Source organism: Bacillus sp. NMCC46, assembly GCF_002998465.1.
Lineage (GTDB): Bacteria > Bacillota > Bacilli > Bacillales > Bacillaceae > Bacillus.
On sequence record NZ_PVQZ01000004.1, the window covers coordinates 280866 to 303586 of the forward strand.

The 22721-nt window shown below is 43.0% G+C and carries 25 protein-coding genes; 7 read left to right on the plus strand and 18 right to left on the minus strand.

Features of this window, described 5'->3' with window-relative positions:
- The first annotated feature begins 100 nt into the window (after positions 1–100).
- The 4 genes from C6Y01_RS13560 to fosM are packed head-to-tail and all read left to right on the plus strand — an operon-like array spanning position 101 to position 3295.
- Positions 101–994 carry a VOC family protein gene (locus tag C6Y01_RS13560; protein WP_106036389.1) on the plus strand — a complete coding sequence of 298 codons (894 nt, stop codon included), beginning with the start codon at positions 101–103 and terminating at the stop codon, positions 992–994.
- A complete protein-coding gene (locus C6Y01_RS13565) occupies positions 972–1733 on the plus strand; it encodes a GTP cyclohydrolase II (protein ID WP_106036388.1) in 762 nt (253 codons plus the stop codon). Before C6Y01_RS13560 ends, C6Y01_RS13565 begins: the two co-directional genes overlap by 23 nt.
- Positions 1720–2811 (plus strand): bifunctional diaminohydroxyphosphoribosylaminopyrimidine deaminase/5-amino-6-(5-phosphoribosylamino)uracil reductase RibD, encoded by a 1092-nt coding sequence (ribD, locus tag C6Y01_RS13570; protein ID WP_106036387.1) that lies wholly within the window; start codon positions 1720–1722, stop codon positions 2809–2811. Before C6Y01_RS13565 ends, ribD begins: the two co-directional genes overlap by 14 nt.
- 58 nt (positions 2812–2869) lie before the next feature.
- On the plus strand, positions 2870–3295 hold the full coding sequence (gene fosM, locus C6Y01_RS13575) for a FosM family fosfomycin resistance protein (RefSeq protein ID WP_034660458.1): 426 nt from the start codon (positions 2870–2872) through the stop codon (positions 3293–3295).
- Positions 3296–3410: 115 nt separating this feature from the next.
- Here fosM and C6Y01_RS13580 read toward each other — a convergent pair whose 3' ends face one another.
- The 7 genes from C6Y01_RS13580 to C6Y01_RS13610 all read right to left on the minus strand — a co-directional run bounded on the left by C6Y01_RS13580 (position 3411) and on the right by C6Y01_RS13610 (position 10889).
- Entirely contained in the window at positions 3411–4271 is an 861-nt protein-coding gene (locus C6Y01_RS13580) for a polysaccharide deacetylase family protein (RefSeq protein WP_106036386.1), read from the minus strand.
- A 65-nt stretch (positions 4272–4336) separates the two neighbouring features.
- Positions 4337–4666, minus strand: coding sequence for a PTS sugar transporter subunit IIA (locus C6Y01_RS13585; protein WP_034660460.1), 330 nt, complete (start codon positions 4664–4666; stop codon positions 4337–4339).
- 19 nt (positions 4667–4685) lie between these two features.
- Positions 4686–5009 (minus strand): PTS sugar transporter subunit IIB, encoded by a 324-nt coding sequence (locus C6Y01_RS13590; RefSeq protein ID WP_034660461.1) that lies wholly within the window; start codon positions 5007–5009, stop codon positions 4686–4688.
- 12 nt (positions 5010–5021) lie between these two features.
- Positions 5022–6455 carry a glycoside hydrolase family 1 protein gene (locus tag C6Y01_RS13595; RefSeq protein ID WP_034660462.1) on the minus strand — a complete coding sequence of 478 codons (1434 nt, stop codon included), beginning with the start codon at positions 6453–6455 and terminating at the stop codon, positions 5022–5024.
- Positions 6452–7516, minus strand: a complete 1065-nt coding sequence (gene uxuA / locus C6Y01_RS13600; protein ID WP_034660463.1) for a mannonate dehydratase — start codon at positions 7514–7516, stop codon at positions 6452–6454. Before uxuA ends, C6Y01_RS13595 begins: the two co-directional genes overlap by 4 nt.
- A 14-nt stretch (positions 7517–7530) precedes the next feature.
- Positions 7531–8841: a PTS sugar transporter subunit IIC gene (locus C6Y01_RS13605; protein ID WP_034660464.1), complete on the minus strand. Its 1311-nt coding sequence runs from the start codon at positions 8839–8841 to the stop codon at positions 7531–7533.
- 89 nt (positions 8842–8930) lie between these two features.
- Positions 8931–10889 (minus strand): BglG family transcription antiterminator, encoded by a 1959-nt coding sequence (locus C6Y01_RS13610; protein ID WP_034660465.1) that lies wholly within the window; start codon positions 10887–10889, stop codon positions 8931–8933.
- Between the two features lie 136 nt (positions 10890–11025).
- On the opposite strand from C6Y01_RS13610, the gene C6Y01_RS13615 reads away from it, so the two are divergent.
- Positions 11026–11238 (plus strand): hypothetical protein, encoded by a 213-nt coding sequence (locus C6Y01_RS13615; protein ID WP_223249929.1) that lies wholly within the window; start codon positions 11026–11028, stop codon positions 11236–11238.
- Between the two features lie 48 nt (positions 11239–11286).
- Here the strand turns inward: C6Y01_RS13615 and C6Y01_RS13620 are convergent, their stop codons facing one another.
- The 6 genes from C6Y01_RS13620 to C6Y01_RS13645 all read right to left on the minus strand — a co-directional run bounded on the left by C6Y01_RS13620 (position 11287) and on the right by C6Y01_RS13645 (position 17012).
- Entirely contained in the window at positions 11287–11712 is a 426-nt protein-coding gene (locus C6Y01_RS13620; protein WP_034660466.1) for a YwqH-like family protein, read from the minus strand.
- Positions 11713–11999: 287 nt separating this feature from the next.
- Positions 12000–12263: a YwqI/YxiC family protein gene (locus tag C6Y01_RS13625; protein WP_060597596.1), complete on the minus strand. Its 264-nt coding sequence runs from the start codon at positions 12261–12263 to the stop codon at positions 12000–12002.
- A 38-nt stretch (positions 12264–12301) separates the two neighbouring features.
- Positions 12302–12727: a YwqH-like family protein gene (locus C6Y01_RS13630; protein ID WP_106036382.1), complete on the minus strand. Its 426-nt coding sequence runs from the start codon at positions 12725–12727 to the stop codon at positions 12302–12304.
- Between the two features lie 295 nt (positions 12728–13022).
- Complete coding sequence (gene nhaC, locus C6Y01_RS13635; protein ID WP_095285615.1) at positions 13023–14429, minus strand: Na+/H+ antiporter NhaC; 1407 nt, start codon at positions 14427–14429, stop codon at positions 13023–13025.
- 143 nt (positions 14430–14572) lie between these two features.
- On the minus strand, positions 14573–15994 hold the full coding sequence (aspA, locus tag C6Y01_RS13640; RefSeq protein WP_034660470.1) for an aspartate ammonia-lyase: 1422 nt from the start codon (positions 15992–15994) through the stop codon (positions 14573–14575).
- A 28-nt stretch (positions 15995–16022) separates the two neighbouring features.
- Complete coding sequence (locus C6Y01_RS13645) at positions 16023–17012, minus strand: asparaginase (RefSeq protein ID WP_003215391.1); 990 nt, start codon at positions 17010–17012, stop codon at positions 16023–16025.
- 207 nt (positions 17013–17219) lie between these two features.
- On the opposite strand from C6Y01_RS13645, the gene C6Y01_RS13650 reads away from it, so the two are divergent.
- Complete coding sequence (locus C6Y01_RS13650) at positions 17220–17567, plus strand: helix-turn-helix domain-containing protein (protein ID WP_095285614.1); 348 nt, start codon at positions 17220–17222, stop codon at positions 17565–17567.
- Positions 17568–17628: 61 nt separating this feature from the next.
- Here the strand turns inward: C6Y01_RS13650 and C6Y01_RS13655 are convergent, their stop codons facing one another.
- The 5 genes from C6Y01_RS13655 to C6Y01_RS13675 all read right to left on the minus strand — a co-directional run bounded on the left by C6Y01_RS13655 (position 17629) and on the right by C6Y01_RS13675 (position 21039).
- Positions 17629–18096 (minus strand): helix-turn-helix domain-containing protein, encoded by a 468-nt coding sequence (locus C6Y01_RS13655; RefSeq protein ID WP_095285613.1) that lies wholly within the window; start codon positions 18094–18096, stop codon positions 17629–17631.
- A 98-nt stretch (positions 18097–18194) separates the two neighbouring features.
- Positions 18195–18722, minus strand: a complete 528-nt coding sequence (locus C6Y01_RS13660; protein WP_106038322.1) for a YfjD family protein — start codon at positions 18720–18722, stop codon at positions 18195–18197.
- Between the two features lie 21 nt (positions 18723–18743).
- Positions 18744–19502, minus strand: coding sequence for a hypothetical protein (locus C6Y01_RS13665; protein ID WP_095285611.1), 759 nt, complete (start codon positions 19500–19502; stop codon positions 18744–18746).
- Between the two features lie 12 nt (positions 19503–19514).
- On the minus strand, positions 19515–20711 hold the full coding sequence (locus tag C6Y01_RS13670; protein WP_034660741.1) for a DUF6861 domain-containing protein: 1197 nt from the start codon (positions 20709–20711) through the stop codon (positions 19515–19517).
- 4 nt (positions 20712–20715) lie between these two features.
- Positions 20716–21039 (minus strand): WXG100 family type VII secretion target, encoded by a 324-nt coding sequence (locus tag C6Y01_RS13675; protein ID WP_034660474.1) that lies wholly within the window; start codon positions 21037–21039, stop codon positions 20716–20718.
- A 226-nt stretch (positions 21040–21265) separates the two neighbouring features.
- On the opposite strand from C6Y01_RS13675, the gene pepT reads away from it, so the two are divergent.
- Entirely contained in the window at positions 21266–22498 is a 1233-nt protein-coding gene (gene pepT / locus C6Y01_RS13680) for a peptidase T (protein WP_034660475.1), read from the plus strand.
- Positions 22499–22721: the final 223 nt, after the last annotated feature.

Consider the following 22721-nt stretch of genomic DNA (forward strand, 5'->3'; position numbering starts at 1 on the left):
ATATAGTTTAGTTACTTTAAGTAACAAGGTATTCATTTTTATAGATTTTCAAAAACATTTGAACATGCCGATGCATATATCATGAAGGAGCTGACCGAGCTTGAAGACAATTGAGGAGCTAAGATTGGGTGTAACAGAGTTACATGTGTCCAGCTTTGAGCGTTCTTTACCTTTTTATACAGACATTTTAGGATTTACAATAGTAGAACAGACGGATTCCACCATCACTCTTGGAAGCAATGCAAAGGAACCCATTCTTTTGTTAAAAGAGGATGCACAGCTCATGGAGAAGCCTGATCATGAGCCAGGACTTTATCATTTTGCTGTTTTATTACCTACCAGAAAAAACCTGGGCACATGGCTGGCACATGTGATCAAAAAAGGCTATCCTTTAATTGGAGCAAGCGATCACTTTTTCAGTGAAGCCATTTATTTAAGTGACCCTGACGGCATTGGCGTAGAAATATATGCTGATCGCCCTGAGGACGTTTGGGTAGGTGAGCATGGAGAACTGAAAGGTGGCGGCAATGCACCTCTTGATGGAGATGGTCTCCTGCAAGAAGCCGTTGATACAACTTGGGAAGGACTTCCCGCTGGTACAGTGATGGGACACTTACATTTCCATCTTAACCCAGAAGAAGCTGATTCCTTTTATGTCAATACGCTCGGTTTTCACATCAGAATGGCTCCACCAGCAAGCCTGTTTATCGCCGCTGGTGTGTACCACCATCACCTTGCCTTTAATGCATGGGGACGGGGACGAAAAGGAGCCATTGATCCACGTTTTTCAGGAATTAGAAGCTATACACTGGTATTCCCACAAGAAGCAGACAGACAGTCCGTCGTCGAGCGTATGACAAAAGCAGGCACTCAAGTGAAAACAACAGGGAAAAGTAACGAATTTGTTGATCCATTTGGCGTTCTCGTTCGTTTACAGATTGAAGAAACAGACAAAAAAGAAGGTGCAGAATATGGACAAACACACAGATCTTAAAACAGCCATTTTAAAAGATAAAATCAAACGAGTACAGCAAGAAGACGGGTATATATATATCACTGGACCCATTAAATTGCCAGTGAATTTAGACGGCAGAACCGTGATGTTCAACTGGTATTCATGGTTAAAAGACGATGGAAAAGAGCCATTGTCAGATGAAGCTTTAATTGAAAGCCTCTCGTCCCGCCAGCTTGCCGATCAACAGCAGTCAAGCGTTCTAGTGTATGGGGAGTTCGAGCACGCTGACGAAGCCCTTATCCGCATGCATTCCATTTGCCACACTGGTGATATTTTCGGAAGCAAGCGCTGCGACTGCGGGTTCCAATTGAAGCAGTCCATGCGGATGATTGAAGACAATGGTGCAGGTGCACTGTTCTATTTAGCCAATCATGAAGGCCGCGGTATTGGACTTTTCAGTAAAGCCATGGCTTATATTCTTCAAGAAAACGGCTACGATACAGTAGAAGCGAACGAAGCACTCGGCTTTGAAGATGACACGCGTCAATATGAAGAAGCCATCGCCGTTCTTCAAACACTTCGTACAAAGCCGGTCAGACTCATTACCAATAATCCGAAAAAGACAGATGCCATCAGCCATGCAGGTCTATCTCTTTCTGGACGCATTCCGCTTTGGGGTGATGTCTCGGAGTTTAACGAAAAATACTTGCAGACAAAAATCAACCGCTCAGGTCACATGAAGGCGGAGCAAGAGGTGCGTACGATTGCCACATCATGAGCGATATATGAATCTAGCCCTTGAAAATGCACGGGCAATGAAAGGTCAGACCTCTCCAAACCCGCTCGTCGGGGCGGTGATTGTGCGAGAGAATGAAATTGTTGGTGTCGGTGCTCACATGAAAGCCGGTGAACCGCATGCTGAAATTCATGCACTTAAAATGGCTGGAGACAAGGCAAAAGGAGCCACCATTTATGTGACCCTCGAGCCTTGTTCTCACCATGGCCGTACAGGTCCTTGTGCGGAGGCACTTGTGAAAGCAGGCGTCGAAACCGTTGTTGTGGCGGCTCTTGACCCGAACCCACTTGTCGCTGGCCGCGGCATCGCCATTTTACAAGATGCTGGCATCCAAGTGATTACAGGCGTACTTGAACAGGAATCCATTCTCATGAATGAAGTGTTTAATCATTTTATTACGAAAAAAACACCTTTCGTGACGCTCAAGGCAGGTATTACCTTAGACGGAAAAATTGCGTCTGCTACGTCTGACAGCAAATGGATTACATCTGAGACATCCCGTTATGATGCTCATCATATCCGCAGTATCAATGATGCGATTTTGGTCGGTGCTCAAACGGTTATTCATGACGACCCTTCACTAACTGCACGGATTCCAAATGGGAATCATCCGATTCGAATTGTTTTAGACTCTAAGCTCTCAACACCGCTGACAGCAAAGATCGTCACTGATCAGACGGCACCTACATGGATCTTTACAACAAAGCAAGCCGATGAGGAAAAACGAGCCGCTTTAGAAGCAGCCGGCGTCAGCGTCTTTGTAACAGATAGCGAGACGCGGGTGCCCCTGCAAGAAGTACTTCAAATGCTGGGAGAAAGAAATGTCTCCTCCCTCATGATTGAAGGCGGCGGCCAGATCAATGCCTCATTTTTAGAACAGCAGCTTGTAGATAAATTGGTCATCTATATGGCACCTAAACTCATTGGCGGTCGGCTGTCCCCTTCCTTTTTTGGAGGCGAAGGCATACGCCTCATGAGTGATGCCATCGAATTGGATCAACTCTCAGTAGAACCACTAGGGAAAGATATCAAAATAACGGGCTATCCTGTTTATCAATAAACAAGCTTGTAGACCCCATCTACAGGCTTTTTTTCAAATATGTTTTGAGGTGAATGTGATGTCGATAAAAGGAATCAATCATTTGTTATTTTCTGTTTCTGATTTAGAAACCTCTATTGATTTTTACACAAACGTATTTGACGCCACTTTATTAGTAAAAGGAAAAAAGACAGCTTACTTTGATTTGAACGGGCTATGGCTTGCCCTGAATGTGGAAAAAGACATTCCTCGTCAAGACATTCAGCACTCTTACACGCACATCGCTTTTTCAATTGATGAAGAGGATGTAGATCACATGTACAACAAGCTAAAACATTTGAACGTCAACATCTTGCCAGGCCGTCCGAGAGATGAAAAAGATCATCAGTCGATCTACTTTACGGACCCTGATGGACATAAATTTGAGTTTCATACCGGGACCATGAAAGATCGAATCGATTATTACAAGCAAGAAAAAGCTCATATGGAATTTTTTGATGAATGATAAAAAAACAGAACTTCCATCTTCATGAAAGTTCTGTTTCGCCTTTGAACCACCCAAATGTCGATTCACCAATCATCACCGTGAAACTTGTCGTAAAATGTTTCATGTGAAACATTTATCGTTCATTCCCTTCTACTAGCCTCCCAAAGCTTTCGGGTGAAAGTCCCGGTGACACGCGAACACGGTGCAAGGACATCATGCCCTGTTCCTTCTTCGCATGTCCTGGTTCAGTGGTGACAGCCATTTGATAACCGGCTTGCTTCGCCAGCTTTAGCGTGTCTTCGTTATAGCGCCCAACAGGATAACTGACCATTCTCGTATGCTGAGAAAATCGTTGATCAAAGAATGCCTTTGATCCTTTTAATTCCTCTTTCTGCTGCTCCTTTGATAAACGATTGAGCTCTAAATGATGAATTGTATGACTCTCAATCGAAAGCCCATTTGCTATCATTTCATCCATCTGTTCATCCGTTAAGTGGTTCGGGCGGCCAATGGATTGCGCAATCATGAAAATCGTTGCCTTCATTCTATACTGCTTTAAAATCGGGAATGCCTTTGTATAGTTATCGGTATATCCATCATCGAATGTAATGAGGACACACTTTTCACTTGGCTTCGTATTTGTTGTGAAGACGCGATACGCTTCTTCTGGCGACAGCGTGACATAGTCGTTGTCCTTCAGCCATTTCATATGAGCCGCAAACTCGCTCTTTGGTACACGCAGCGAGTTACCGCTGGAGATGCTGTGATACATCAAAATCGGAAGCTCTACCGGCTCCTTTTGCACAATCCAGCTTTGTGTATCAATCACTTCCGCTTCTGTCTGCTGAATCTCTTCTGTTTCTTTTAATCGTAATGGACCCTTTTCCTCTTTGACTACTTGCTGGTTTCCTATCGTTTGCTCCTTCGTTCCCATACAGCCCGAAATGAGCAGCACCAAAAGACCAACCGCAATCAACATACATGTTTTTTTCATTCACCAATCCTGCTTTCTCTCTATCTACCGAATGATTATAACAGAAATTGGTTAATAGCTGATATCTATTTTGACAGGGCGTTCATTTTTTTACACATTTCGATCATTTCGATGGCGAGCAGATGAATGGTCTCTGTTGTGAGCATTTGATCTTCTGCGTGTATCAGCAGTAAAGAAAAGGGAAGCTGCTCACCTGCCGCCTCTTTTTGGATCAGCGACAAGTGCAGGTTGTGGATGCTTCGAAACGCTTCCTCCCCTTTTTCAATCAACTGCTGTGCTTTTTCAAAATCATCTGCTCTTGCTAGACGAATCGCTTCGACATAATGACTTCTTGCCTCGCCTGCATGAGCAATGATTTGAAAGGCTGCTCCCTGCATTTCCTCTAATACCGTCATCTGCTTCTCCTCCAATTACTTAAGATTCATTTGCTAGTTTCAGAGCATGCTCTAGTATTTTTTCCCCGTTCGCTGTTCCGTATAATCTCACATTGATGACATCGACAGGTATTTGATAAGGTGCCGCTGTTTTTTCTGCTGCCTTTTTCATAAAGCTTACTTGCGGTCCAAGTAAAATCACCTGCACATCTTCTCCATGCTCTTCTAATTCATCCGCAATGGCCCCTTCAGGTATGGCGTAGATATCATAATCCAGCTCTTTAGCTTCTGCAGCAGCCTTCATTTTGGACACTACAATGGACGTCGACATTCCTGCGGCACAAGCGAGAATGATTCGTTTCATATTCCATCACTCCTATCGATAGATGACTTCTGTTTCAACCTTCAGTTCCCTTGTTTTGATTAATGTCTGGTACCAATACGCTGATGATTTCAACTGGCGATTCCGTTCATTTTCCAGCTGGATTTCGACTAATCCGTAGCGGTTTTTAAAGGCATTCATCGGTGAGACATTATCCGTAAAAGCCCACAGCATATAGCCCGTGCAATTTGATCCTTCTGCTTTCGCTTGAAGTGCCCGCTTCAAATGCTGGCTGATAAATGAAATGCGATACTGATCATCAATGATACCGTCTTCATTTTTAAACCGTTCTTCCTTTTCTACACCCATCCCGTTTTCGGCTACAAACCACTCGATATTTCCGTATTCTTCTTTTATTCTCATCCCCATATCATAGACAATATTTGGGTAGATTTCCCAGCCTCTGAATGGATTCATTTTTCTCCCTGGCAGCTCAAACATATCGTAATAATAAGACGGATGAAATGGCGTCCCTTCGTTCCACGCCTTACTCGGTGCCTTGACACGATGCGGATAGTATAAGTTGAGCCCGACGACATCGACCGTATGATTCTTGATGACCTGAAGCTCTTCCTCTGTCGAATCAAAAAGAATATCATGCTTTTTCAACACATCGAGCAATTCCTCTGGATACTCCCCTTTGATGGAGGGATCTAAGAACATTCGATTGAAAAACAAATCATACATCCGTGCCGCTTCTTGATCATGCGGGGCAGAGGATCTTGCATACGTCACTTCTGGATTGAGAATCACCCCGATTTTTGCACCTGTCGATTCCTTCAATCCCATCTCCCGAAACAGCTTCACCACTTTTGCTGTTGCCAGCGCTTTATGATAGTTCCACTGCATCCATTTTTTCGTATTTTGCTCAAAGGGATAACGGATGGCATCTAGATAAACACGTGTTTGGACAACAATTGGTTCATTAAAGCTAAACCAATGTTTGACCCTGTCCCCGTAGCGCTCAAACACTTTTTCCGCATAGAGAACAAACAGCTCGACGACATGCTTTGATGACCATCCGCCATACTTCTCAAGCAAAACGGCAGGAAGCTCATAATGCTCTAAGCAAAACATTGGCTCTACACCTGCTGCAATTAATCCATTGATCAAGTCATCAATGTAACGGGCATAGGTCTCATCCACAATCCCCTTCTCGTAATCTATGAGAAACCTCGACCAATTGATCGATGTCCTATAATGTGTCAGTCCAATCTCTCTCATTAAGGCCACATCTTCAGGATAGCGCTCGTAAAAGTTCGTCGCACCAGCCGGACCATATCCTTCGTGCCACACGTGATATCCTTCCTTATACCATGAATCAATGTACGAATCCTGATGCACCTGCTTTCCCTTCCATCCCTCTGTTTGCCAAGCAGAAGCCGCTGCACCTAGGATAAAATCACTTGGAATCTCGATTCTGTTCATGTCGCCACCTTCCCTTTCCTCGATTGAACGTGAAGTCCTTCCCAAATTCCTTGCAAATACATAGCCCCAAGCGCTCGATCATATAAACCGTAGCCAGGTCTGCCTGTCTCGCCAAAAATCATACGCCCATGATCCGGGCGGACATAGCCAGCAAATCCCTCTTCAAACAAAGCCTTCACAATAGCTCCCATATCGAGACTTCCTGCTGACGAAAGGTGCGCTGACTCTTCAAAATCACCATTTTCATACACGATGACATTTCGCAAATGGGCAAAGTGGATGCGCCCTTTTTCCGCATATTTACGCGCAAGTGACGTAACATCGTTCTTCGCATCACAGCCGAGTGAACCAGAGCAAAAGGTGAGGCCATGTTGAGAACGTCCATCGATCTCAAGAATACGATCCAACTGTTTTTCATTACTGACAATACGAGGCAGTCCGAATATATCCCAAGGAGGGTCATCTGGATGGAGTGCCATGTTGATCTTTTCTTCCGCTGCCACCGGAATGATATGTTGTAGAAAATAAGACAGGTTCTCGAATAGCCTTTCTGCCCCAAGCTTCCTGTAATCAGTCATCAATTGTTTCATTTCCTCCTGTGTATAAGAGATATCCCATCCTGGCAGCGAAAATGGATCTGTCTCTATATCCATGTGTTCTAGTTGATGCTGAAAATAGGCAAGGGTCGTGGATTGATCAGCTAATGGAAGGTCTAGCTGCGTTCGTGTCCAATCGAGGACAGGCATGAAGTTATAACAAATGACCTTCACACCGTGCTTCGCTAATCGTCGGATATTTTCTTGATAATGCTTGATATAGACGTCTCTGCTCGGCTTGCCAAGTTTAATATCTTCATGGACAGGAAGACTTTCCACGACCTCAAAGGAAAGTTCATGTCTCTCAATCTGTGCTTTTACATGAGCAATCCTTTCCTCAGGCCACAGGTCACCAGCTGGGACATCATAGACGGCACTCACAATGCCTTTCATGCCTGGAATTTGACGTATATGTGCGAGTGAAACAGGATCGTCCTCTCCGTACCACCTAAATTGCATGTTCATTCATGCCCCTCCTTTTATTCTGAATCTGGTGCCGCTTCTGGTTTGCGGTTAGACAAGAGAACAAATGGCAAATAGATGAAGACTGCTACTACAATACAGATGAGCTGTGTAATGACAGCTCCCATGCTGCCAGCGGTTGACAGCCATGCATTCACAATCGGCGGTGTCGTCCACGGCACCATCACGACTGCTTTTCCAGCAAACCCTGTAGCTGTCGCAATGTAACCAATCGTCCCTGTCACAAGCGGTGTGACGATAAATGGGATTGCCATCACAGGGTTTAACATAACGGGTAATCCAAAAATAACGGGTTCATTGATGTTGAAGAGGCCCGGCCCAGATGAGAGCTTGGCAATGCTTCGCATCTCTTCCCTTCTTCCAGCAATAAAAATCGCAATCAAAAGCCCAATGGTCACACCTGAACCACCAATACTCATATACACATCCCAAAATGGCATCGTGATGATATTCGGAATCTCTTTTCCCTCTTGAAATGCTGTCATATTCACTGCAATCGACCCTAATAAGAGCGGCTCCCGGATCGGTTTGATCATCTGGTTGCCATGGATGCCGATCACCCAGAAAAATTGCGCCACAAACATCAACGTTAAAATCCCCGGCAGACCCTGTACAACACTTTCTAGCGGGCGCTGCACCACGTTATACACTGCTTCATGCAAATAAATGCCTGTCAAACGGTGAAATGCAAAGCCGAATGAACTAATGATCGTAATCGTAATGATCGAAGGAAAAAGTGACGAAAAAGATGTCGCAACATTCGATGGAACAGAATCTGGCATCTTGATTTGAAGCCATTTCACCTCGGTCAGCTTACAAAAGATTTCCACAGATATGATCGCAATGATCATCCCTAAAAATAAGCTTTTTGGATCAGAAAATTGCCTTGCCAGTACATCTACAACCTCACGCATCGATCCATCAACTTCAAGAAGAAGTGTCGTTGGAATAACAGATATAAATGAAATCAATGCCATCAGCCCTGGGAACAGGGACTTGTGCCCGTTGATTTTCCCAAGCTCTATCCCGATGAGGAACACAGCCCCAATCGTTAAAAAGTTCAGCGTGGCATAATTGATTGCCTTCATAATTGGCTGAAGCTCCGCTAAAAATCTGAATATCTCAAAATGAGCAAGCCCTGTTTCCGGGCTCATGATCATATTTGCCACCAATACAGCAAAAGCCCCTGTAATGATGATTGGCATCAATGTGACAAATGCCTGTTTAATCGCCATAATATACTTCTGATTCGTGATGCGATAAGCCACATTCCCCATGACGTCTGCCGCTTTCTCCTTGAAGCTCATGATCCGTCTCCCCCTTTGCAAAAACTCGTGATCATCCTCCTTTTTGATGTTATTTTAAAAGCGCTTTCATTAACATCTAATCTTTTTCCTCACAGATGCGGAAATGGGTGTCCCGTTTTTTCATTCGGATGCTCCAATATTTGAAGCGCCGCCGTCAGTTCCTCAAATGAAGCGGCCTTGATGAGTTGTTCCACCACTTCCTTCCGCTCTGTCAGCCGCACAAGAAATTGATAAAGCGACTGTAATTCTTTTTGATACGTCTTCTGGATACTCAACAAACAAACGACTTGTACTCGATCTTCACCCCACAGCACCGGTTTTTTCAACGTGCAGATCGCACAAAACGTGTCATCTGTTGCCGGCTTCATCGGATGAGGAATCGCGACCAAATGACCGAACGATGTCGGGGACACTTGCTCTCTTTCCAGCAATAATTGTTCAAACTCGTCCGGGATGCGATGTTGTTCCTTTAGCACGTTCACAAAAAATTGAAGAACCTCTTCTCTTGATTGAAGGTCTTGCTGATAAAATGCCAGCGCCGGACTGACATACCGCAAAACCCCTGTATCCTGTGGATCCTGCACAAAACGTTTCAGCCGTACAATATCATCGTCACTTAAAATCGTATGTACATCAATCACTGGCACCGGCAATGTGTTCTGAAGCGGAATGGTACTAATAATAAAATCAATGCTTCTCAAATCATACGAAGGAAGATCCCCAACACTTGCAGTTCCAGCGATCTCCAGCCTTCCGCTAAAAGCCGCCGTCAGCTTATGAAGAAGGAGCTGACTGCTGGCGACACCCGTTGCACACACAATAAGACATCTCTTTCTCACATGCTGTGATTTTGTCCGCTCGATTGCAGCACCGATATGGAGCGCCAAATACCCAATCTCATCCTCATGGATCTCGACCCCCTCTTTTTCCTTCAGCCATCTCCCCATATAGACACCCGCTTCAAATGCAATGGGATAATGCCTTTTAATGTCCGGTAAATAGGGGTTACGAATGTTCATATCGTACTTAAAACGATGAATAGCGGAACGCAAATGAAGACTTAATCCAACGATCAACTCCTTATCAAATTGAATATCAAGTGACATGTGCTCCTCTACATAAGCAAGTAATTGGTGAGTGAAGCGAAAGTGATCTTCGTCTAGAAGGTGAAATAGCGTATGGCCGTCATCTCCATATGCCATCATCTTGGCTCCCATCAAGTGAATCGCAATGTACGCCATTTCAGATAACGGAAAATCAATAGCTAATACATGCCGAATATCTTCTGCCATTTGTTGAGCCACTTGAAAAACAGGCTGCACTTGAATGTCTTTCAATTCCGCTTCTGGCATCATGACTAGTTTTTTCTCTTCAATTCGTTTGCATGCAATGGCGATGTGGGTGACTAAATTACTTAAACCGATCTCTGACAGATGAAGTCCGCTTGCTTTTGTACGTGAACGCACAATGTCCTGAACCAATTGATACGTTTCTTCAGGTAACAGCGCAGAGTTCGCATGCTCTTGCTGAAACACATGCTCAGCCATACAATATCTTAATTTCATTTCATCCCCTGTCAGCCGCAATCCATATTTAGGGCGATGTGCTACAGAAAGTCCATGTAATGAAAACAAATGTCTGACAGCTTTCAAATCATTCTTCACTGTCGATTCACTCACAAATAGTTCCTCTGCCAACCCATCTAATTTGATATAGTCTTCAGACAGAAGCAGCCTTTTCAATAGATACGCCACACGGTCTTTAGGCTGATTGGGAATGACCTGTTCCTTTTTTTCGTTTCTTTCTCTCAGCGACTTTTTCAAAAATGTACGAAATGCCCCATAATCCTCGACGGTCAATGTATACCCTGCCCCGCGTTTGATATGTAGTGCGGCTCCATGTTCATCTATTATAGATTTAAGCGCTTTCATATCTGTTCGGATGGTTCGTGATGTGACGCCAATCATGCGGGCAATTTCTTCACTTGTCAGTTCCTGCTCCGCTTGCATCAAGCGTTTCAGGAGCTCCTCCTGACGTAAAGATAGCATGGGCTCTCCTCCCTTGGCATTTACTTTTGCCTATCATCATAAACGAAAATAGAACTCTTTGCCCAGTTTTTCTTACAAATCGGGAACCTCAATATGGCTCAATCGTATGATGATGAAACAAGAGGAGGGATACATCATGGATTCTTTTATGTTTGTTGTTATGATCATATTGGCTTCTTTAGGAGCAATCATTGCCCACCTGTTCACATCAAAGGATAAACGTACATCTGCTAAGCGTTCTTCACATCACAGTTCAACGACAAGTACCTATACTGATTCATATACTCATCACGCTTCTGATGCCTCCTGCGGGGGAGATTCAGGCGATAGCGGTGGTGGATGTGACTAAACAAAAAAACAGCCGCTCGCTTATGAGACGGCTGTTTTATATTTTATTTTAAAGAGCTTTCCAGCCCCGTTCAATCAAATGTTTAACATCCTTTGCAAAATCCTCGCCCTTTTCCATCACGTCCTGGGCTCTTCCGGCAAAATTACTGGCAACAGCCAGCTCCATTTTTTTTAATTCAAAGTGCAAGATTTTTTGATCAAGCTCGGTTATATATTTTTCATACTCATTGTTCACGATGTCGTGCATTACATGGTAGGCGTCTTTTCGGTGGCGATGAAAGTCGGTTCCTCTCTCACCTTTCCATGACGAATCTAGAGCAGGCTTCTTAATTTCCTTTATGTCTGACTGCGCAAGATCTTGTTCTGTTCGAATATTGCTTTTGGCTGTCTTTAACCGAGAGATCATTTCATCAAATTCTGCACGTCTGTTTTCAATTCCCATATGCAGATGGTGTAGCATCTCGGATAAACTCATGTCATCCACCTCTATCGGACCTCATACGAAAGCACAGCGTCAGAGCCTTGGAAGCTATCGACTCACTTGATTTTTCCAATCCTGACATTTCTATCGTTTCGCTTTCATTAAGTATAGTATAAGGTGAAAAGCCTCAGTCTTAAATAGGGAAAAGGTGTCCTTTTAGTGACGCGTTTGGAAGAAAAACGGAATAATACAAGGTCGTACATCCTGAATTTTATATGATTCCATTGAACTATATTTCTTATCATGCAAATGTAATCCATAAATAAAAGCGATTGTGCTGATTATTTTGCAGCAATCGCTTCGTCCTGTTCTTTTAAGGTTTTCACATTCGAGCGCGTGTCCTGGACATTTTTAATTAAGGCTTCTTTAAAGTTTGAGACCATTTCGTTCACCTCTGCCTCACGTGCCGTCCATTTGGTCACAAATTCAAGGCTGTTTTCACCCGCTTTATCTGCTGCTTTTTTCATCATTAAAGCTTCGACTGCTTGGGAGACTTCATCTAGTTGATTCATAACTGTTTGGTAGTTTAACTTAATTTGTCCCATCGTGATATCCTCCAGATTTGTTCAGCATGAAAGCAGCTTTACAAGCTGCTCCATGCTTTTGAGATCAAGCGTTTGGCGTCCTCTACTGCGTCTTCTCCTTTTTCAGCAAGACGTGCGGCGTCTCCAGCTAAAGAACTGGCAAAAGATAACGCAGCCTGTTCAGCTTCTAATGTACTGATTTTGAATTCGATGCGGCTCACGTAGCGTGGGTATTTGTCGTTCACAATCGTTTGCAGCGCATCATGTGCTTCATTCCGCTCTGATTTGAAATCCTTGCTTCGCTCACCATTCCAAGAGGTCCCAAGCTTTGGCTGCTTGATTTGCTTCAGGTCTGTTTCTGCCGCATCTTGTTCACGTTCGACCTTACTTTTCGCCTTTTTCAGTCGAGCGATTTTCTCTTCGATTTCTGCTTTTTTACTTGTAATGCCACCGTTTAGGGCAGACAGCATATCCGATAAGCTCATTATGGGTTCCTCCTCCTGACAAAAAATAAAAACGCTGCTTAGAGTTCCTCTAAACGAGCGTAAGGTGAATAGCACTTTTTCCATTATTGTTATTATAAGGTTCAAAGACTCATGTTTGAATAGGGATTTGTACCCTTTTTATGGGATAAATATGCTTTCATTCTGCTTCACATTACCTCTTTAGACCTCTTTTATAAAGGGTCTAAACTCCCGATCATCTTCTTTATATCATATGTAGTCTCTCGGTCCTAGGACAAGCAAAAGCCGCCTAATTGAGGCGGCTTTTGTAAACGGCTTATGAAGCCGATTCTTCTGATTCTTGTGGATTCTTAACGTACCAGATGAATTTCCCTGTATATCCATAAATAATAGCAAGACCAATGGCAACAAAGCTCAACCACATAAATGGTAAATAAGAGAATGTGGATACGCCTAGAATTCCCGCCATATAAATCCCGTTATCTGACCAAGGGACCATACCAGACGTCATTGTTCCACCGACCTCAGCGTTTCTAGATAGAACGCGTCTGTCTATTTTCAATTTATCGTAGCTTTTTTCCATAATTTTCGGTGTAAGAATTAATGAAACGTACATTGCACATCCAAAAATATTTGCAAAGAATGCTACAACAAGTGTAGATAGGGTTACATTTCCTGCATTATATAATTTCTTCTCGAAAGTAGCGACAATCACTTTTAGAACGCCTAGATATTCAAGCACGCCACCAAACCCAAGCCCGAGAATAATGACCACTAAAGATCCAAGCATATTCACAATACCACCACGATTTAACAGCGTATTTAAGAAATCTACATCTGAATTAATAGAGAAGCCATTGTATGCTGAACCAATCGCATCTGCCGGATTCATTCCTTGGAAAGCCATCGCCCAAATAGATCCTAAAAGAGCACCAATGGCAATAACAGGCATTGAAGGTTTCTTAAATACGAGCAGTAATACAACCACTACTGCTGGGATGACCATCCAAATGTTAATGGTAAATGTATCATGCAGGGCATTTTTCAAAAATTCTACCTTATTTTGATCAATGTTGCGTCCACCATACATAAAGCCTGTAACCGTAAACATAATGGCCGTAATGACAAAGGCTGGTATGGATAAAACCATCATCGCTCGAACATGTGCCAGCACGTCCACTTTTGAAAGAGAGGAAGCGAGCACTGTACTATCTGATAATGGGGATAATTTATCTCCAAAATAAGCACCAGATAAGACGGCACCTGCCACGATCGGAAGTGGAATACCTAGCCCTTCACCAATTGCGATCATCGCAATCCCTGCCGTTCCAACCGTCCCCCAAGAGGTTCCTGTTGCAATGGACATGAGTGCACAGATGACAAGTGTAGCTAATAAGAAGATATTAGGATGAATAAACTCTAAACCATAATAGATTAACGTAGGTACAACCCCACCTGCAATCCATGTACCAACAAGTGCACCTACTGCAATTAAGATTAAAATGGCTTCTAAACCATTCGATATCCCTTTTGTGATCGCATTTTGAAGATCCTTATAGGAGTGCCCCAATCGAATACCTAATGCGATAACCATAAACCATGAGATAAACAATGCTAGTTGAATATCCAATTTGAAATAAAGAGTAAAAGATAAAACAATTGCTAAAAACAAGCCAAGTACAGACACGACTTCTAACATAGACGGCAGACGTGGTGATTTCATTGTGTTTCCTCCCTTTGTGTACGCGTTAAGCGTTTTCAAAATATTGCGAAAAAAGTGTGTCAATTCGAAAGAAAGTGAATTGCCTGTTTTTCTCTATTTCACAGGCAATTCTACATATTAATAAAATAAAATTTTTGATATAATTATCGCTCTAGGAGCTCTGCACCCGCAATACCAGGCTTTGTCATCTCATATGGATTCAAAATAATATCAAGTTCTTCTTCTGTTAACACATCATTTTGCAAGCAAAGATCTCTGATCGATTGTCCTGTCAAAATGGCTTCCCTTGCGATTCTAGCCGCGGCTTCATAGCCTAAGTGAGGGTTTACCGCAGTAATGACGCCTGCACTTTTTTCCACATATTCTTTCAAACGTTTTTCATTTGCTTCAATGTCCACTAAGCAATGATCTGTGAATGAACGGAATCCGTTATTCATTATACTAATAGATTGAAGTAAGTTAAAGACCAAAACAGGCTCCATCACATTTAACTCAAGCTGACCTGCTTCAGAGGCAAGACAGATGGTGTGGTCATTCCCAATGACCTGGAATGCGATTTGGTTAATGAGCTCTGCCATGACTGGATTGACTTTCCCTGGCATAATGGATGAACCCGGCTGACGAGCTGGCAATGCAATTTCAGCAAGACCTGCACGCGGACCAGAAGCCATTAGGCGAAGGTCATTGGCAATCTTAGACATGTTCATCATGCATACTTTTAATGCGGCGGACACTTCTGTGTAAGCATCTGTATTTTGCGTAGCATCAACGAGATGCTCTGCGCCTACAAGCGGAAGACCAGAAATATCTGCTAGCTTCTTCACCACGATTTCAATATAACGAGGATCTGCGTTTAGGCCTGTCCCAACAGCTGTTGCACCCATATTCACTTCATATAAATGCTGCTTTGATTGGTTGATCCGTTTAATGTCACGGCTGAGCACGCGGCTGTATGCCTCAAATTCCTGTCCTAAACGAATTGGAACAGCATCCTGCAGGTGCGTACGTCCCATTTTGATCACATGATCAAATTCTTTCGCTTTCTTTTGGAATACGTCCTGCATCGTTTGCATTGTCTCAAGCAGAATGTCTAACTGCTTCAATACAGCAATGTGGATCGCTGTTGGAAACGAGTCATTCGTTGATTGTGACATGTTTACATGTGTGTTTGGGCTTAAATGGATGTATTCACCCTTTTGATGTCCCATGATTTCTAATGCTCTGTTTCCAATCACTTCATTGGCATTCATATTCATCGACGTTCCTGCGCCGCCTTGGATTGGGTCTACAATAAAGTACTCATGCAGCTTGCCTTCAATGACCTCATCAGAGGCTTGTACGATGGCATTGCCAATTCCTTCATATAAACGTCCAACTTCCATATTGGCTTGAGCTGCTGCTTTTTTCACGATGGCAAAGGCTCTGATCAGTTCCTCATGCATGCGATATCCTGTAATTGGAAAATTTTCTTTTGCACGAAGGGTTTGAACCCCATAATACACGTCTGCCGGAATTTCTTTTTCACCAAGAAAATCCTTCTCATAGCGATAAGTTGCTTGAACCATCTGATATGACCTGCTTTCTATAGAATAGTTAAATCACTAAATCTTCTGCGATTGGCGTTTCCATAATCTTTTTCACTTCTCTTGGGTCTGTTGTTTTACCTAGTGCCCACATGAGTTTCGGCACGATAGCCTCTGTGTTCATGTTTCGTGAACGTGCCACCAGTTCTTGATTGATTTTGCGTCCTACTTCATACACGCTCATGTCTTCTCCTTCTTCAAGACACTGAGTTGTGATGACAACAGAAATGCCTTCTTCGAGCAATTCGTTGATTTTCTCTAAAAGGTTTCTTCCTTCGAAAGGAATACCGCCGCTGCCGTAGCTTTCGATCACGACTCCTTTGTACACACCTTTGATTGCATCTAAGAACTCAGGCTTTAGACCTGGGTGCAATTTCAAGAGACAAACGTCGGTGTTTAAGGATGCATCTAATTTAAGCGGTTTCATTGACGATCTTTTTACTTTGCTATTGTATTCAATTTGATGGTTTTCAATCGATGCAATATATGGGTAGTTAATACTTTCAAATGCATCGTAGCTTTTCGTTCTTAGTTTGATTGCGCGTGTTCCTTGAATGACTCTGCCATCAAAGACAACATACACGCCGCCTACGCCGTCACATGCAAAGCGAATCGCATCGGTGATGTTTTTCTTCGCATCTGTTTTCTTAAACGTAATCGGGATTTGTGAGCCTGTAATGACAATTGGCTTATCCGGATTTTGCAGCATATAAGAAAGAGCTGCTGATGTATAGGCCATCGTGTCTGTACCATGCGTGACAACAAAACCGTCATATTGATCATAATTTTCATAAATGGCTGTTGCAATATCCACCCAGTATTCAGGCTGCATATTTGTACTATCTATACTCATTAGGGACTTTGTGTCCATTGTATACTCTGCATTAATTTCGTTTAAATAGCTTAAAAGGTCCTCAGCTTTAACACCTGGAGCCAAACCGTTTTCACTCTCTACAGATGCAATCGTCCCACCAGTGGTTAAAAGCAATAATTTCTTCAACAGGTCCACCTCTTTCAATAAAATTACTTCGTTTGTCACACATATTATAAGCTAGCTTGTGCTATTCTATAATATACGCTTTACGCGTACCTTCATTGCCATTATAGTCACATAACGCGAATTAATCAAGAAATTATTACGCATAACGCGTACATTCCATGTCAAAATATGATATACTGTTGTTGTATATAAAGGAGCGTTCATGTAATGATACTCGATCGTTTAACCACCCTTAGAAAAAAGAAAAAATGGTCTCTCCAGCATACGGCAGATCGCCTAGGTATCGCCAAAAGCACCTATGCCGGTTACGAATCTGGGTACCGACGACCTTCGCTTGAAGCAGTGAAGCGGCTGGCTGATTTGTATGATACGTCCATTGATTTTTTACTTGGTAGAACGGACGAGCCAGAGATACAACGCAAAATCTCTGATATCAAAATTGAACTGACGGAAGCAAAAGAAGGAATCATCCTTGTCGACGGCGTTCCCCTAAATGATGAAGAAATCAAACAGCTTGTTGCCTTTATTCGGGCGAAAAACACTCTAAAAGTATAAACACAGAAAAGAGAGGCCCCTATCAATCGGGTGCCTCTCTTTCCTTTTTCCTATCAGCTGCTTATGAATAAGGAGAAGACAGCTGACTTAATTCCTCTAACCGCCGCTTCGCTTCATCTTTATTAAACGAACTATAATAGCGATAATTCTCATCATCTAAGATGCGGTAATGCTGACTAAGCACATTTTGCTGAAGACGAAATGTGCCTTTTTTGATAGACGTCCGCCACCAAACCTTTCCGCCAATCGTACGTTCCACCGATAGATGCAATTCATCATGTGCCACGACTTCCAGAATCTCAAGCGGATCATCCCCAAGTGTCCCTTTTAAAATGTCACTATCCCTGAATAATGCACATACGGACGCAGTTTGCGTCCAGTTGAGGCGCAGCCTATTTTTTTCAACCTGCTGCAAATGCCGTTTCGATAGACCAAGTACCTCAGCCATGCGGTCCTGCGTATAATTCTTTTCTTTTCGAATCCGTGCCATTTGTTCTGTGACGAGGTCGATTACCATCTCTTTATCCATCTCTCATCACCTCTCCGAGTGTTCAGTCTTTACTGACATCATACACGATTTCTTCGAAAAAGTGGCACCTCATCCTTCGGAATCATGGAAAATACATCCTAGTCGATCTGCTCTTCGACCTGACCATGCTGCTGTCTCCAGTTCTCTTGGGCTGACTGATTTAAATATGGGTAGATCTCTTTTTTGACGGCTTGCTCGAATACTTCTTCATCTAAAATACTGTACGCTGGAATCTTGATCAATTTCCCGTCTATTTTCCGAATCAACACATCCATGAAGAGAAAACCCCGTACACTGTACCGATGCCTGCGCATATCGATGGATTGAATGTCTTGAAAAGGGATCGCTTGCCCGCGATGTAAAACCGCGCCATTCTTCCCGCGCTGAATGCGAAAAATCACATTTCCTCTCTTCGTAAAAGCCGGTAAAATCATCAAGAAAGAGATCCAGCCATAAACAATGCCTAGTAGTCCGCCTAAAAATAAAAACAATGTATAATTCGATTCAAATGTAAGAGCTTCTGAAAACAACCAAATACCGATTATACCGAAGCCGCCTGTTGCTAAGAATGCCCATACCCTTAAAAAGGTCCTGCTCCTCACTTCTATTACTTCACTTGGATTCAAGCGTCATTCTCCTTTTCTCCATTAGAATATAGAACGTAATCCGTCTCTATGAGCCGTCTCAATGCGAAATTCATTTTCTTTTATTCCAGACACAAGCCACGACTGTTCCTCACCTGGAATGACAAATAACATGGACTCCACATCAGGCGTATTGTTTTTGTCGTAGACGACCTTCATCAGGGAGTCCATCTTTCCTTTTCTCGTCTTTACATCAGAAACAAATGCCTGCACGAGTTCTTCGTTCTCTGCTCGATGAAGGAAGGAAGGCCACTCATTCTTCGCCTCACTTGCTTGCTCTAATAGCATTTCAAATTCCTCTGCTTGCAAGGTGATGACAGGTGCAGGGTGATCACTCATCTGTATGTTGAAAAAGGCAGTCACTTGTTCCTCTGCCTGCTGATCGTCTTTCAGTTTTTGAATCTGATGGACTTGTTGATCATAAAGCGTGTGGTGCGCATATACGCCCGTCTGTGTCGTATGAAAGGAGGTACTGACTTCTTCATCTACATCCCCAAATCGAGACGCTTTGACGGTGTGAGATGCATCATTCATCGCCTGGATGAAATGACGGTATTCCCCTTTATAACGGTATTGTCTGTTTCGAAATTCAAGTACACCTTTTGCGAGCAAAGAGCGGCACGCAATTTCAAATAAAAACCCAAGGCGTTCGTCCTCTACATCAGGATAATAGGCTTCCTTTAAGGACATGCCCTGTTCAAAATAGCCTTCACTGTAAAAACTAAAGATGAGTTCCTCAATACTTAGACTTAGCTGATCCAACTTGATCTCTCCTTATCCAAAAGAAAATGCACCCTTAAAGAAATCGCCTGCACCTTTTATGAGCGAATCAGCGGTTTCTTTTGTTTTTTCTATCCCTTTATGTATCACCTGATTTGCCTGATCAATGGTGTCATTGACTGCTTTCACACCTTGACCCGCCAGCTCAAATGCTTGTTTCCCTTTATCGACGACCGCATGAATAGGGTCCTTTAATTTCACTGCAACCTGTTCAGCAAAGCCTGATGTCAGCTTGGCGACTTTTTCTCCTATAAATCCACCGACTGCTGAACCAATGGCTCCTCCGACAACGGTTCCAATCGGTCCTGCAAAGCTTCCTAGAGCTCCTCCGACAACGGCACCTGCGACAGATCCGCCAGCGATAAAGACCGTATTGTTCACTGCATTTCCAACAGCCTTCGCATTTTCACGCTTAAGGACTTCTGGCTGATCACCGAATTCTGCATAGTTCTCGGCAATTTTCAATCCACAGCCGACCGTTTCCGTTGCACCAGTGACAACCGTTGCAATGATGGCATTTCCTTTCGCGAATCTTGATCCATTTTTCAGAACAGACTTGATAGCAGCCGTGTCCTTCCAATTGATACTTCCTTTTGTAAAATCACGAACGCTATTCGTAAAGGCAACCGTATCGTCAGGATAAAATTTTGTGAATTTCTTATGGACCAAGTCAGCCATCGACCAGTTTGATCGTTTTAATAATTCTTTTTTACTCAGCCAAATCCTTGCTAGCCGGTCAAATCTCGTTCCTTCTACCCGGCTGGTCAGATCAAGCAGCAGCTTTGAATGCTGCGCTGCATACCGGCCATTGTCTTTAATGAAGGTCGTCATCCCAAGCCCATAGTATTTCGCCTGCATCATCACAATTCCAGCTAAGCTCGTGAGTGTACCATATTGATCATAGATGCTGTACATTTTCCGTAAAATATCGTCTGCTTCGACCATTTTATCTTTTGCATGACGAATCGCAATATCATCACTGCTCAATTTACTGATCAATGCTTGTCCTGCTCCCCATGCATCCCCGACACCTGAAAAACAGCTTCTATACCGAGGATCACAGCCTAAAATGAGACCATCCAGTTCACTATGTAAATCGCGGTGCTTCGTTTCAATGACAGACAGTTCGCCTACAACATCATTCGCCAGTCCTGTCAGCTGATCTGGATCAACCACAATGTCACGTGCCATCACATCATCTCCCTTCTCGATTTCTTTCTCTCCGTTCTTCTCTTCTCTTTCGCTCAAGCTCTTCCATTCTGGCAATTTCAGCTTTCCGTTCCTCGATTTTGACCGCTGCGTCGCGCAGTTCCTGACTTGTTTCAAGCAAGTCCTTTTCAAATTGATCATAGCGTGACGTTGTTTCCTCAAAGCTTTGATCAAATTTATTCCTTGCTTCTCCCTGCCAGCCTGATCCTACTGCCTTCAGCCGATTCTCCAGCAGCTGCTTTGACTGCCGAATCTCATCAGCTGCTTCCTGAAACTTTTGAGCGAGTGCCAGCGTTTGACTAGAATCCAACTTTCGCACCCCTTTCTCCCAATTTAACGTACAAATGGATGATTTTATATGTCCTCATTATAAATAAAAAGACACCCAAAAAAATCACCCTAAAGAACCATTCAACACACCACCTAATGAAAGTAGGTCTTTTTACTCTCTAATTGCCAGAGAAAACCTTTCTTGTTATGAAGCGCATTCAAGACGTGATAAAATGGACGTATTCTACAAAAGGAGTGACGTATAGATGAAAAAGGAAATGATTCAGCGTTTCACAAATTATGTGAAGGTAGATACGCAGTCAGATGCAGAAAAGGAAAGCTGCCCATCTACTGAAGGACAGTTGAACCTAGCGAGACAGCTAGTTGAAGAGATGAAGTCCATCGGGATTCAAGAAGTGACAATGGATGAAAACGGCTATGTCATGGGAACGATCCCGTCTAACACTGACAAAGACGTGCCGACCATTGGCTTCCTGGCTCATATCGACACAGCCACTGACTTCACCGGCAAGAATGTGAAACCGCAGCTTCATGAAAACTATCAAGGCGGCGACATCACCTTAAATGAAAATCTACATATCGTTTTATCTCCAGCACAGTTTCCAAATTTACAAAAATATCAAGGACATACGCTGATCACAACAGATGGCACGACCCTGCTTGGTGCAGATAACAAAGCAGGTATCGCAGAAATTATGACCGCTATGCATTACTTGATTGAGCATCCAGAAATCAAGCATGGAAAAATTCGCGTCGCCTTTACACCAGATGAAGAAATTGGCAGAGGGCCGCACAAATTTGATGTTGATGCCTTTGGCGCTTCCTATGCTTATACAATTGACGGAGGACCGCTCGGGGAGCTGCAATATGAAAGCTTCAACGCAGCAGGTGCGAAAGTATCAATTAAAGGAAACAACGTCCACCCAGGGACAGCAAAAGACAAAATGGTCAGCGCTGCGAAGATTGGGATGCTCTTCCATAACAAGCTTCCTTCTGATGAATCTCCGGAATATACAGAAGGCTACGAAGGATTTTTCCATCTCACGAAGTTTGTAGGAGAAGTCGAAGAAGCAGAGCTGCAATATATTATTCGTGATTTTGATAAAGACAAATTTAACGATCGCAAAGCACTATTTGAAAAAATAGCAAATGACTTAAAAGCCATCTACGGAGAAAACAGCATAAATCTCAGCATTCAAGATCAATATTATAATATGAGAGAAAAAATTGAGCCGGTGAAACATATTGTGGATATTGCCCATGAAGCAATGGAAAACCGCTCAGTGACACCTGTGATCGAACCCATCCGCGGCGGTACAGATGGCTCCCAGCTTTCATATAAAGGTCTTCCAACGCCAAACATCTTTACTGGCGGGGAAAACTTCCACGGTAAATATGAATTTATTTCTGTCGAGAACATGGTGAAAGCAACAGAAGTCATCGTTGAAATCGCACGTTTATTTGAAGAAAAAGCATAGATATGTTTAAAACCGTTCCTGTTCGGGAACGGTTTTTTAATAAAAGTTTACAATTTTCTGAAACTTTTATGACACTTTTTCGTACTAATAGAGACAACACCAGAAAAATTCTTCTTGACGAGTGCAATAACTGGAAATATAATAGTTAAAAACAACCAGTATTTTAGACCTAAATTAGCAGATCGACTAAACCTTAAGAACTAAACCGATTCTGCTGCTTATT

Bases quoted from the DNA above. Each gene is read 5' to 3' on its own strand.
- nhaC (WP_095285615.1), bottom strand. From the start codon at position 14,429: ATGAAATCACCACGTCTGCCGTCTATGTTAGAAGTCGTGTCTGTACTT.
- C6Y01_RS13590 (WP_034660461.1), bottom strand. From the start codon at position 5,009: ATGAAACGAATCATTCTCGCTTGTGCCGCAGGAATGTCGACGTCCATT.
- pepT (WP_034660475.1), top strand. From the start codon at position 21,266: ATGAAAAAGGAAATGATTCAGCGTTTCACAAATTATGTGAAGGTAGAT.
- C6Y01_RS13630 (WP_106036382.1), bottom strand. From the start codon at position 12,727: ATGAGCTTATCGGATATGCTGTCTGCCCTAAACGGTGGCATTACAAGT.
- C6Y01_RS13610 (WP_034660465.1), bottom strand. From the start codon at position 10,889: ATGCTATCTTTACGTCAGGAGGAGCTCCTGAAACGCTTGATGCAAGCG.
- C6Y01_RS13625 (WP_060597596.1), bottom strand. From the start codon at position 12,263: ATGGGACAAATTAAGTTAAACTACCAAACAGTTATGAATCAACTAGAT.
- C6Y01_RS13595 (WP_034660462.1), bottom strand. From the start codon at position 6,455: ATGAACAGAATCGAGATTCCAAGTGATTTTATCCTAGGTGCAGCGGCT.
- C6Y01_RS13650 (WP_095285614.1), top strand. From the start codon at position 17,220: ATGATACTCGATCGTTTAACCACCCTTAGAAAAAAGAAAAAATGGTCT.
- fosM (WP_034660458.1), top strand. From the start codon at position 2,870: ATGTCGATAAAAGGAATCAATCATTTGTTATTTTCTGTTTCTGATTTA.
- aspA (WP_034660470.1), bottom strand. From the start codon at position 15,994: ATGGTTCAAGCAACTTATCGCTATGAGAAGGATTTTCTTGGTGAAAAA.
- C6Y01_RS13565 (WP_106036388.1), top strand. From the start codon at position 972: ATGGACAAACACACAGATCTTAAAACAGCCATTTTAAAAGATAAAATC.
- C6Y01_RS13620 (WP_034660466.1), bottom strand. From the start codon at position 11,712: ATGAGTTTATCCGAGATGCTACACCATCTGCATATGGGAATTGAAAAC.
- C6Y01_RS13585 (WP_034660460.1), bottom strand. From the start codon at position 4,666: ATGACGGTATTAGAGGAAATGCAGGGAGCAGCCTTTCAAATCATTGCT.
- uxuA (WP_034660463.1), bottom strand. From the start codon at position 7,516: ATGAACATGCAATTTAGGTGGTACGGAGAGGACGATCCTGTTTCACTC.
- C6Y01_RS13655 (WP_095285613.1), bottom strand. From the start codon at position 18,096: ATGGATAAAGAGATGGTAATCGACCTCGTCACAGAACAAATGGCACGG.
- C6Y01_RS13580 (WP_106036386.1), bottom strand. From the start codon at position 4,271: ATGAAAAAAACATGTATGTTGATTGCGGTTGGTCTTTTGGTGCTGCTC.
- C6Y01_RS13670 (WP_034660741.1), bottom strand. From the start codon at position 20,711: ATGGCACGTGACATTGTGGTTGATCCAGATCAGCTGACAGGACTGGCG.
- C6Y01_RS13615 (WP_223249929.1), top strand. From the start codon at position 11,026: ATGGATTCTTTTATGTTTGTTGTTATGATCATATTGGCTTCTTTAGGA.
- C6Y01_RS13605 (WP_034660464.1), bottom strand. From the start codon at position 8,841: ATGAGCTTCAAGGAGAAAGCGGCAGACGTCATGGGGAATGTGGCTTAT.